Below are 12,753 nucleotides of genomic sequence, written 5' to 3'. Positions count from 1 at the left end.
CGCGTCGGCATCGCCGACCACGTAGGCGACCAGGCGCGGCTCGCCCTGCATTTCCTCGCGCAGCAACACCGCTGCATCCTGCACGCCCGCGCAGGTGCGCAGCGCGGCGGCGATTTCGCCCAGTTCGATACGCACGCCGCGTCGCTTGACCTGGTCGTCGTTGCGACCGAGATACTCGAGTGCGCCATCGCGACGCCAACGCGCCACATCGCCACTGCGGTACATGCGTGCGCCGGGTTGCGCGGCGAATGGATCGGGGACGAAATGTTCGGCGGTTAGGTCGGGACGGCCCAGATAGCCGCGCGCCACCTGCACCCCGGCGATGTGCAATTCGCCGGCGACACCGATGGGAGCCGGTTGTGCATGTGCATCGCACACGTGCAGTTGTGTATTGGCGATGGGGCGGCCAATCGGGACTTGGGTGGCATCGCTCGCACGGCATTCCCAGACGCTGACGTCCACCGCCGCTTCGGTCGGGCCGTAGAGGTTGTACAGGCGCGCCTGCGGCAGGCGTGCGTGTGCGGCTTGGGCCAGATCGGCGGGCAAGGCTTCGCCGCTGCAGACGATGCGCCGCAGACTGGCGCATGCGCCATGCGGCAAGGCGTCAAGGAACACCCGCAGCATCGACGGCACGAAGTGCACGGTATCGATGGCGGCTTCTTCGATCAGTGCATGCAGATAGGTCGGGTCCTTGTGGCCGCCGGGTTGTGCGAGCACCAGGCATGCGCCCACGCGCAGCGGCCAAAACAGTTCCCACACCGAGACGTCGAAACCGACCGGAGTTTTTTGCAGCACGCGCTGCTCGGGTTGCAGTTGCAATGCCTGCTGCATCCATTGCAGGCGGTTGTCGATGGCGGCATGGGTGTTGACCACGCCCTTCGGCGTGCCGGTGGAGCCGGAGGTGTAGATGACGTAGGCCGGATGTTGTGGATGCAAGCTCGCAACGACCGCTGCATGCGTGGCGACGCTGGCCCACGCTGTTTGCTCGGCGTCCAGCAGCACGGTGTGCATGCCGTCGCGCTGTGCCAGCGACGCAGCCGTATCGCGATGGGCGAGCAGCACACTGGGCCGCGCATCGGCGAGCATGGCGTGCAGGCGCGCCGATGGGACGTCGCGATCCAGCGGCAGGTAAGCGCCACCGGCTTTGAGCACGGCCAACAGCGCGACGAGCAGATCGATGCCACGCGGCAGGCACACCGCGACCACGCATTCCGGCACGACGCCCAGCCCGATCAGATGATGGGCGAGTTGGTTGGCGCGGGCATCGAGGTCGGCGTAGCGCAGTTCAACGCCATCGTCCACCAAGGCGATGGCGTCGGGCGTGCGCTGCGCCTGTGCTTCGATCGCGCGATGCAGATAGCCGCTGCCATCCAGGTCGCTGGCGGTGGCGTTGAAAGTTTGCAATTGCGCGCGTTCGTCGGTAGGCAACAGCGGCAGTTGCGCGACACGGGCGTGGTCGTCGGCGACCATGCCCTGCAACAGGGTCACGAACTGGGCCAGATGCCGTTCGATGGTGCTGCGCTCGAACAACGCCGTGGCATACCCCAGGCTGCCGACGATGCCCTGATCGCTTTCCTGTAGCGCCAAGTGCAGGTCGAACTTGATCGTGGCGCTCCCCTGGTCGATCAGCTCGGTGTGTACGTGCGGCCAGGCCAGATCCGTGGCGTGCTCCGCGTCCCAGGTCAGCATCGTCTGGAACAGCGGGTGATGGCCGAGGTCGCGGGGGGGATTGAGTGCTTCGATGACCTGCTCGAAGGGGAGGTCTTGATGTGCCTGCGCGGCCAGGGTGGTCTCGCGGACCTGGGCCAGCAATGCGGCGACGGTTGGATTGTCGCGCAGGTCGATCTGCAAGGCCTGGGTGTTGGCGAACAGACCGATCAGCGGTTCCAGTTCGTGGCGCGGGCGATTGGCGATGGGGGTGCCGATGACGAGGCGTGCTTGATTGGCACAGCGCGCCAGCACGCTCGCCCAGCCCGCCAGCAGGGTCATGAACAAGGTGCTGCCGTGACGCAGGCTCAGTGTCTTCAGCGCGGCGCTCAGCGACGCATCCAGTGCGAATGGCAGTGTGTGGCCACGGTAATCCTGTACCGGTGGGCGTGGTCGGTCGGTCGGCAGATCCAGCAAGGCGGGCGCGTCATGCAGGTGGTCGATCCAGAACTGGCGTTGGCGTTGTAGCGTTTCTTCATCGATCCAGCTGCGCTGCCACACCGCATAGTCGGCGTACTGGATCGGCAGCGCAGGCAGCGGGTCGGGCAATCCGCGCGCGAATGCGCTGTACAGCGTGCCCAGTTCGGCGATCAGTTGGCGCATCGACCAGCCATCGCAGATGAGGTGGTGTAGGGTGACGCACAACACATGGTCGTCGACGTCCAGGCAGACCAGGCGGCCACGGATCAGCGGGCCACGGCTCAGATCGAAGGGCGTGTGCGCTTCCACGGCCGCGTGGTGCTGGATCAGTGCGGCCGGATCGACGCCATCGTGTGCTGCGATGCGTTCGAGGGGAAAGCCGATGGTGGGCGACGCGATGCGTTGTACAGGTGTAGCGCCATCGAAACCGACGGATGTGCGTAGCGCTTCATGGCGTGCGACCAGGCGATCCAGTGCATCGTGCAAGGCGTCGCGATTGAGCGCGCCGCGCAGACGCATCGCGGTCGGCATCAGATAGGCGCTGCCGGCACCGGCATCGAGTTGGTCGATAAACCACAGACGTTGCTGGGCGAACGACAGCGGCAGCGGATTGCTGCGGGACACCGGTAGGATCGGACGCACGGTGCTGGCTGTCGCCTGTGCGACGGCTTGCGCGAATGCAGCCAGTTGCGGGTGTGCGAAGACGGTCGCGAGCGCGATCTCGCGTCCCAGCACGGCGCGTACGCGTGCGCTCAACTGGGTGGCGAGCAAGGAGTGTCCACCCAGGGCGAAGAAGTTGTCGTGGCGTCCGAGCTGTTCGACGCCGAGCAATTCGCGCCAAATCTCGGCCAGTTGCGTTTCCAATTCACCTTCCGGCGCTGCGTAGGCTTGCATCGCCAGTGCGTCGGCGTCCGGCGCCGGCAAGGCCTTGCGATCCAGTTTGCCGTTGGCGGTGAGCGGCAGTGCATCCAGTTGCACGTAGGCGGCGGGGAGCATGTAGTCGGGCAGGCGTGCGGCGACCTGCGTGCGCAGGTGTTCGGCGCGCATTGCGTGTTCGCCGACCACATAGGCGACCAAACGGGTGTCGCCGGGGATGTCCTGGCGGGCGAGGACCACGGCTTCGTGCACGCCCGTGCAGGCGCGCAGCGCAGCGGCGATGTCGCCCAGTTCGATGCGGAAGCCGCGCAGCTTGACCTGGTCGTCGTCGCGGCCGAGGAACTCCAGCACGCCATCGGCGCGCCAGCGCGCCAGGTCGCCGGTCTTGTACATGCGTTGTCCGGGATGTTCGGCGAACGGGTCGGGGAGGAAGCGTTCGGCGGTCAGATCCGGGCGTCCCAGGTAACCGCGTGCCAGTTGCGGACCGGCGATGAACAGCGCGCCGCGCACGCCGAGTGGGACCAGATGGCCGTGTGCGTCGAGCAGGCGCATGCGGGTGTCGGCCAAGGGACGGCCGAGCGGCACGAGGCTGCCGGCGTCGTCGCCGAGCACCGGATGCAGGCTGGCCCAGATGGTGGCTTCGGTCGGTCCGTACAGATTCCACAGTGGCGCACCGCCGGCGCGCAGGCGCTGGGCGAGATCCTGGCTCAGGCAGTCGCCGCCGCAGAGCAGGCGCAGTCCCGGATGGCTCTGCCAGCCGGCATCCAGCAGCATCTGCCAGAACGCGGGGGTGGCTTGCACCACCGAGATGGCCTGCTGCTCCAGGTGCTGTCGCCAGCAGGCCGGATCCTGCATTGCTCCATCGTTGGCGATAACCACGCAAGCGCCTTGCACCAGCGGGGCGAACAGTTCCAGGCCGGCGATGTCGAAGCAGACGGTGGTCACCGCCAACAGACGGTCTTCGGGCGACAACGGCAGTTGCGCCTGCATCGCGGCGAGGAACTGGGTCAGCGCGGCGTGGCAGATCACCACGCCCTTGGGTTGGCCGGTGGAGCCGGAGGTATAGATGACGTAGGCCGGATGCTGCGGATGCAACGTGGCAACGTCGGGGGCGTGGGTGGGGGCGCAGTCCCACCGCGCGATTTCGGCATCCAGCAGCACCGTGTGCATGCTCTCGCGCTGCGCCAGCGGTAAAGCCGTGTCGCGATGGGCAAGCAGGACGCGCGGCTGTGCATCGGCGAGCATGGCGTCCAGGCGCGCGGGTGGATAGTGTGGATCCAGCGGCAGGTAAGCCGCGCCGGCTTTGAGCGTCGCCAGCAGGGCGACGATCAGGTCGATGCCGCGCGGCAGGCATACGGCCACGCGGTCTTCCGGCACCACGCCCAGTGCGATCAGGTGGTGGGCGAGCTGGTTGGCGCGCGCGTCGAGCGCGGCGTAGTCCAGGGTGTCCGCCGCGCACTGCAGGGCGGTGTGCCTGGGCGTGCGCTGCGCCTGTGCTGCGAACGACTGGTGCACGTATGGGGTTGCCGGCGGTATCTGCAGGGCGTGGTGCATTGCGTGCAACACGCATTCGCGCTCGGCCAGCGGCAACAGCGGTAGCTGGGCGACGCGGGTGGTGTCGGCGTCGAGCAGGCTGCGCAGAACCTGGAGGAACTGTGCCAGGTGGCGTTCGATGGTGCTGCGTTCGAACAGGTGACAGGCATAGCCGAGGCTGCCGACGATGCGGTCATCGTGTTCGCGCAGCGACAGGTCCAGATCGAACTTGATCGTCGGTAATGCCGCATCCACGCCTTCCACGAGCAGGTCTGGCAGCGCGATGTCGTCCAGTGGCGTGTTCTGCCAGGTGAACATCGCCTGGAAGATCGGATGATGGGCCAGGCTGCGGGTCGGGTTGAGCGCTTCGATCACCTGCTCGAAAGGCAGATCCTGGTGCTCCTGCGCGGCCAGCGCAGTGCGGCGCACTTGTGCCAGCAGCGCATTCACCGACGGGTTGGCGCGCAGATCGACGCACAGCGCCTGGGTGTTGGCGAACAGACCGATCAGTGGTTCGAATTCGCTACGGTGGCGGTTGGCGACCGGCGTGCCGATGACCACGCGGTCCTGGCCGGACAGACGCGACAACAGTACCGCCCACGCCGCGAGCAAGGTCATGAACAAGGTGGTGCCGTGGCGTTGGCACGCTGCTTTCAAGGCGGCGGTGAGCGTCGCATCCAGCACCACGTCCAGTGCCGCGCCGGGATATGCCTGCCGTGCCGGGCGTGGCCGGTCGGTCGGCAGTTCCAGCAGCGTCGGGGCGTCGTGCAGATGCGCGATCCAGAAATCGCGCTGGCGTTGCAGCACCTCGCCACTGAGCCAATCGCGCTGCCATACGGCGATGTCGGCGTATTGCAGCGAGAGCGGCGGCAGCGGATCGGGGCGTTGTTCGACGTATGCGCGATACAGTGCCGCCAGTTCCTGGACCAGGACGCCCATCGACCAGCCATCGGACACCAGATGGTGCAGGGTGATGAGCAGAACATGATCGTCGTCGGCCAGACGCAGCAGGCGCCCGCGGATCAGTGGCCGTTCGGCGGGGAAGGGGGTGCTGGTTTCCAGTGCGATCTGCTGCTGGATCTGCTGCTGCGGGTCGGCTGCGTGGCGCAGGTCCACGCGCTCCAGGGCGAAGCCGATGTGCGGCGGAGCGATGTGCTGGAACGGCGTTTGGTCTTCCAGCACCACGTAGCTGCGCAGGATCTCGTGGCGGGCCACGCTGCGATCCAGCGCCTGTTCCAACGCGTGCAGTTGCAGCGTACCGCGCAAGCGCAGCGCCATCGGCATCAGATAGGCCAGATCGGCGTGGGGATCCAGACGGCCCAGGAACCACAGGCGCTGCTGGGCAAAGGACAGCGGCAGTGGGCCGGTGCGTGGCACGGGCAGGATCGGCGCAAGCGCGGCGCTGGCGGCACTGTCCATGGCCGTGGCCAGATCGGCCAAGCGCGGATGTGCGAACAGCGTGCTCAAGGACAGATCCAGGCCCAGTTGCGCGCGGATTCTTCCGATCAATTGCACCGCCAGCAGCGAGTGTCCGCCGAGGGCGAAGAAGTGATCCTGGCGGCCGATCTGCGCGACGCCGAGCAACTCGCTCCACAACTGCGCCAGGCACTGCTCGCGTCCGGGGTGCGGCGTCTGGTACGCCTGCGTGTCGAAGTCCTGCCGATCCGGTGCGGGTAACCCACGCCGGTCGAGCTTGCCATTGGCAGTCAACGGCAGAGCATCCAACGGCACGTAGGCGGTCGGCATCATGTAGTCCGGTAGCAATGTCGCCAGTTGCTCGGGCAGTGCTTGACCGAGGTCGGCAGCGCCGACCACATACGCGACCAGGCGTTTATGTCCGGCGTGGTCCTGATCGACCACCACGACCGCATCGCGCACGTCGGCACAGGCGCGCAGCGCCGCGACGATCTCGCCCAGTTCGATGCGGAAACCGCGGATCTTGACTTGCTCGTCGCGACGGCCGAGGAAGTCCAGGGTGCCGTCCGCGCGCCAACGTGCCATGTCGCCGGTCTTGTACATCCGTTGACCGGGTTGCACGGCGAAAGGATCGGGGACGAAACACGCGGCGGTGAGATCGGGGCGGCCGAGATAACCCAGCGCGAGTTGTGCGCCGGCAATGTGCAAGGCGCCTTCGACGCCGACCGCCGTCGGCTGACCGAAGCGGTCGAGGACGAACAGGCGGTTGTTGACCAGCGGTCGGCCAATCGGCACGGTCTGGCGTGGATCGGGCGCGTGGTGCAAGGCAAGCGCGGTCACGAACTGCGTGGCTTCGGTCGGGCCGTAGGTCTGCAGCAGTGCATCCGGGCCAGGTGCCTGCAACATCAGCCCATGGCTGTGCGGATCGGCCAGATCGCCGCCGGTCATCAAGACACGCAGGCTGGGGAGTTTGCCGCTCAACATCGGCGCATAGGCGCGCAGCACGCCGGCGACCAGAATCAGCACCGAAATCCGCATGTCGGCGATCTGCGCGCACAGCGCCTGTGGATCGCGCAGGACCTGTGGCGAAACGATGACGATCGTCGCGCCATTGAGCAGGCTGCTCCACACTTCCAGAGTGGACGAGTCGAACGCGGGATTGGAAGCGAAGGCGACCCGGTCCTGAGCCAGGATTCTGGCATCACCGGGTTGGCTGGCGAAGTTGAGCACGGCGCGATGTGGAATCACCACGCCCTTGGGCATGCCGGTGGAGCCGGAGGTGTACATGACATACGCCGGGCTGTCGGGCCAGACCGGCACCGAGGGGGCGTCGTGCGAGCCGTCGAGGTGCAGCCGATCCAGGTCCACGCGCACGGCGTTGCCCGCTGCGATATCGTGGTTCGAATGGCTGATGAGCAGCGTTGCGCCGCACGCGTCGAGGATGTGGCGCATGCGTTGCGCCGGATGTTCGATGTCCAGCGGAACATAGGCTGCGCCGCATTTGAGGATCGCCAACTCGGCGACGATCAGCTCCAGCGAGCGCGCCATGGCCACGGCAACGGTGCTGCCAGGCGTCGCGCCGAGGCTGCGCAGGTGATGCGCCAGCCGGTTGGCCTGGCCATCGAGCTCGGCGTAACGCAGCGTGCGCTGTGCGTGGACGATCGCTACGGCGTCCGGTGTCTGCCGTGCCTGCTGTTCGAATCGCTGATGGACGCTGCCGGTGATCGAGAGCGTGGCGTCGCTGGCATTGAAATCTTCCAGCACCTGGGTGCGTTCGGCATCGCGCAGTCGGGTCAGTGCATGCAGGGGGCGGTTTGGCGCTTCGGCCAGTGACTGGGCCAGGTGCTGCAGCAAATCGGCCATGCTCTGCGCCAGCGCGACCGGATCCAGGTTCTGGCCGGTTTGCACATCCAGCGAAAATCCGCCGTGATCGTGGTCGTCGTTGATCGCCAGCGATAACGGATAGTGCGTGCGTTCGCGCAAGTGCACGGTTTCGATGCCTTGCCAGATCGCCTCGCGGCGCGCGTGGTCGTCGGCCAGGACGTTGCCACCGCCACGGTAGCGATAATTGAACAGGGCGGCGAACAACGGCGCCGGTGCCTGGATGCCACTGCAGCGCTGGGCTTGCGCGAGCATGGCGTGTTCGTGATGCAGCAGTTGCGCGAGCAGGCGCTGGGTCTGCACGACGGCCTGTTCGACACCGGTGCGGTCGCGCCGCAGGCGCAGCGGCAAGGTGTTGAGGAACAGGCCCAGCACGCGGTCGGCGCCGGCCGAGGCGTGCAGGCGACCGAACAGCACGGTGCCGAACACCACGTCGTCGCGGCCACTGATCTGCGCCAGTAACAGCGCAAACGTCAGGTGGAACAGACTGGCCGTGCTGACACCCAGGCGGCGTGCCTGTTCGCGTAGCATGGCGGCCAGTGCGTCGGGCAGGAGCAGATTGGCTTCGTGCAGCGGGCCTTCGACCACACTCACGCCGAAGGGCAGGGTCGGCTCGGTGACATCGGCCAGCATCTGGGTGAAGAACGCACGGTGCTCTTCTTCGCTCACGCCCAGGCAGGCCTGGGCGACGAAGTCGCGGAACGGCAATGGCGCGGGCAAGTGCTGTTGCTGTCCGTCCAGATGCGCTTGCACTTCCTCGACCACCAGTTCCAGCGTGGTGTGGTCCATCACCAGGTGATGATATTGCAGGCCGAGCAGCCAGCTTCCGTGTGGTGCAGCGTCGGCCAGATGCGCGCGCAGTAATGGCGCTTGCTGCAAGTCGATGCGGCGGTGCTGGGTTTCCAGGCGATGTTGCAGTTGCGTGGCGATGTCCTCGCCCGTGCAGGCATGGTGCTGCACGGGCAGCGGTGCCTGCCGCTGGACGAGCTGGACGGGCTCGCGCAATCCTTGCCAGAACACAGCGGTGCGCAGGATGTCGTGACGGGCGATCACCTGTTCGAGCGCGGCGATGAAGCGCTCGCGCTTGTCGCTGGCATCGAAGGCGAGCACGGTGCTGCTCAGGTAGATGTCGTCCTCGGGCGCGGCGATGTGGTGGTACAACAGGCCACGTTGCAACGGCGCGAGCGGGTAGATGTCCTGTACGTTGCCGACACCGCCATCCAGTCCGCTGGTGATGCCGTCGATTTCCGCCTGGGTGAGCGTGACCAGCGGCAGCAGCTCGGGGGTGATGCGAGTGCAGCCGGCGCTGATCGGATTGGCGGGGACGCTGACCATGGACGTGGTCGTGAGCGTCTGGCTCAGGCCGCTCAGTGTCGGGGTGTTGAATAGGTCGCGGACTTCCAGTTGCCAACCGAGCAGGCGTAGACGCTCGATCAATTTGACTCCCAGCAGCGAGTGACCACCGAGGGCGAAGAAACTGTCGTGGCGACCGACCTGCTCGACACCGAGCAGGTCGCACCATAGCTGTGCCAGGGTCTGTTCGAGCGTGCCTTGCGGCGGGACATAGAGCGCATTGCCCAGGTCGCGTTGCTCCGGCGTCGGCAGGGCGCGGCGATCCAGTTTGCCGTTGGGGGTCAGCGGTAGCGCTTCCAGGTGCATATACACGGCCGGCACCATGACTGCTGGCAGGCGGCTGCTCAGTGCATCGCGCAGCGTCAACGAATCGGCATGTTCTGCGTGGTCGGTGACCACATAGGCGACCAATCGCGGCTCGCCCGGAGTGTCCTCACGCAGCAACACCGCCGCATCCTGCACGCCCGCGCAGGCACGCAACGCGGCGGCGATTTCGCCCAGTTCGATGCGGAACCCGCGCAGTTTCACCTGGTCGTCGTTGCGGCCCAGATACTCCAACGTGCCATCGGCGCGCCAGCAGGCGACATCGCCGCTGCGGTACATGCGTTGGCCGGGGTGCTCTGCGAACGGATCGGGGATGAAGCGTTCGGCGGTTAGGTCCGCACGACCGAGATATCCGCGCGCCAGTTGCGGCCCGGCGATATGCAATTCGCCGGCCACGCCCATCGGCGCGGGTTGCCCGTGGGCATCGAGTACGTACAGGCGCAGATGCGCGATTGGCTTGCCGATCGGCACACGCCCGTTGGAGGCATGTGCATCGTCGGCGGTGGTGGTGTGGANTGCGGTGCGAGGGCTTGCCAACGGGCCAGCGTGGCGGGCGGCAGTGCTTCGCCGCCGATCACCATGACCGCAGGGCTCAGCGGTGTTTGCTGATCGGTCAATTGCTGACCCAACACTTCCAGATGCGCCGGGGTGAGCTTGACCAACCCCAACGGGGTCGGATCGCACAGACGTTGCCGCAAGGCATCCAGGGTATCGTGTTCGGGTAGCAATTCGACCTGCGCACCGCACAGCAACGGGGCGAGCAGGCTGGTCAAGGTCGCGTCGAAGGACAACGACGAGGACACCACCGCGCTGGGCTGCGGTCGATAGTGTTCGATGGCCCATTGCAGGTAATGCGTCGCACCGGCATGCGTGAGCAAGGTGCCCTTGGGTTGGCCGGTGGAGCCGGAGGTGTAGATCACGTAGGCCAGGTGATCCGGGCACAGACCGGGGACATCCGGTGCGCCGGGATCATCGCTGTGCGTGTCCGTGCTGTCGTCGAGTGTCAGCACACTCACGCGCAGCATGGCGCGGCTGGCTGGCAGACGATCCTGCAGATCGGTGCAGGTCAGCACTGCGCGTGGACGGCTGTCTTCCAGCAAAAAGGCCAGACGTTCGCTGGGCAGTTCCGGATCCAGCGGCACATACGCTGCGCCGGCTTTGAGCGTGGCGAGTAGCGCGACCACTTGTTCGATGCAGCGCGGCAGGTACAACGCGACCCGATTCTCCACACCGACGCCGGAGCGACGCAGACGCTGGGCGAGTTGGTTGGCGCGTGCATCCAGCTCGGCATAGCGCAGGGTGTGTGTGCCTTCGCGCAGCGCAATGGCATCGGGCGTGCGTTGTACCTGCGCTTCGAACAAGTGATGGAGGCAGGTCGCCGGGGCGAGCGGCGCGGTCTCGGTGACAGTGAAGCGCTGCAATTGCGCGCGTTCGGCGGCAGGCAACAGCGACAGTGCGTACAGGGCTGTGTCCGGCGCCTGCTCCAACGCCTGGATCAATGCCTGCATGGTTTGCTGCACCAATGCGATGACCCGCTCGGTGCCGATGTGCCGGTCCACCTTTACCTCTACCGCGAAACCTCCGGTTGCCGTGATGTCATCGATCGAGATCGTCAGCGGATAGTTGTTGCGATCCAGTCCCGCCAGCATTTCCAGGCCATGCCAGTCGTGCGGCTGTTGGGTTGTCTCGCTGGGTGTCTGCACCGCGCTGCCGCCGACATAGCGATAGTTGAGCAATGCGGTGAACAGCGGCGTCGGCGGCGCGATGCTGCTACAGCGTTGCGCCAATGCCAATGGAGCGTGTTCGTGATGGAGTAATTGCGCCAGTTGTTGCTGGGTCTGGCGGATTGCTTCGGTGACGCTGCGTCCATCGCGGCGCAGACGGATCGGGAGCGTGTTGAGGAACATGCCCAGGACGCGGTCGGCACCGTGACCGCCTTGCATGCGGCCGAACAAGGTCGTGCCGAACACCACGTCGTCCTGGCCGCTGGCTTGCGCCAATACCAGTGCGCAGGCCAGATGGAACAGGCTGGACGGGCTGACGCCGAGTTGGCGTGCATGCTGGCGCAGCGCGCTGGACAGGGCGTCGGGCAGCGGCTGCAACGTCTGTTCGATGTCGGCGCCGGTGCCGCGTACGTCCCACAAACCGAACGGCGCAGTGGGCGTATCGAGATCGCCCAGTTGCTGGGTGAAGAAGGCACGGTGTTCGGCTTCACTCACCCCCAGGCGTGCCTGGGCGACGAAGTTGCGGAACGGCAACGGCGCCGGCAACTGCGCCTGTTGTCCGTGCAGATGCGCCTGCACTTCCTCGATCAGTAACTCCAGCGTTGTGTGATCCATCATCAGGTGATGGCTATGCAGGCCGAGCAGCCAGCGTGCGTGCGCGGGATCTTCGACGAGGTGGGCGTGGATCAGCGGTGCCCGGCTGACATCCAGACGGAAGCGGCTGGGGTCCATGCGTTCGCGCAAGGCATCCAAGACATCGTGAGCCTGGATGATGTGCGTCTGCAGCGGCAGCGGCGCATGCCGCCAGACCACTTGCACCGGTGTGCGCAATCCCTGCCAGGCGAAGCCGGTGCGCAGGATGTCGTGGCGGTCGATGACGGCTTGCAACGCGGCGAGGAAGGCATCCAGGTGCGTGCGGCTGTCGAAGGGCAGCACGCTGATGTTGAGGTAGGCATCGCCTTCGGGGCTGGCCAGGTGATGGAACAGCAGACCCTCTTGCAGTGGCGCCAGCGGATAGATGTCCTGCACGTTGGCGGTGCCGCCGTCGACGGTGGCCACGGCGGCATCGATCTCGGTCTGGCTGAGTTCGACCAGCGGCAACAACTCCGGTGTGATGCGCGTGCAATCGGGCGCGATGCGGTTGGGGGGAATGTTGAGCGTGGACGCGGCGGTGAGGGTGCTGGCCAGATCGGCCAGCGCGGGCGCGTTGAACAAGGCGCGCACCTGCAACTGCCAGCCATGCTGGCGCAGGCGTTCGATCAAACTGATCGCCAGCAGCGAGTGCCCACCGAGGGCGAAGAAACTGTCGTGGCGGCCGACCTGTTCGACGCCGAGGAGTTCACTCCATAGCGCGGCGAGCAGGGTTTCGCGTTCGCCTTGCGGGGCGACGTAAGGCTGGGTCGCGAGCGCATCGGCTTCTGGCGCTGGTAGCGCGCGTCGATCCAGCTTGCCATTGGCGGTCAGCGGCAAGGTGTCGAGGTGGACGTAGGCCGTCGGCAGCATCGCTTCGGGCAGGCGA

Annotated in this window: 1 protein-coding gene and 1 pseudogene; both read right to left on the bottom strand. The window is 66.4% G+C overall.

The features are described 5' to 3' along the window. Nucleotides 1-10,047 (bottom strand): non-ribosomal peptide synthetase (locus tag XALGPE39_RS16285; RefSeq protein WP_161795306.1); only part of this gene is annotated, 10,047 nt, incomplete at its 3' end. Nucleotides 10,048-10,088: 41 nt separating this feature from the next. Continuing rightward, a pseudogene (locus tag XALGPE39_RS14975) lies at nt 10,089-12,737 on the bottom strand (AMP-binding protein); the annotation flags it as partial. Nucleotides 12,738-12,753: the final 16 nt, after the last annotated feature.

Origin of the sequence: Xanthomonas sp. GPE 39 (genome assembly GCF_000963005.1) — a bacterium.
In the GTDB taxonomy this organism is placed as follows: domain Bacteria; phylum Pseudomonadota; class Gammaproteobacteria; order Xanthomonadales; family Xanthomonadaceae; genus Xanthomonas_A.
This window is presented reverse-complemented; position numbering and strand designations above follow the sequence as displayed.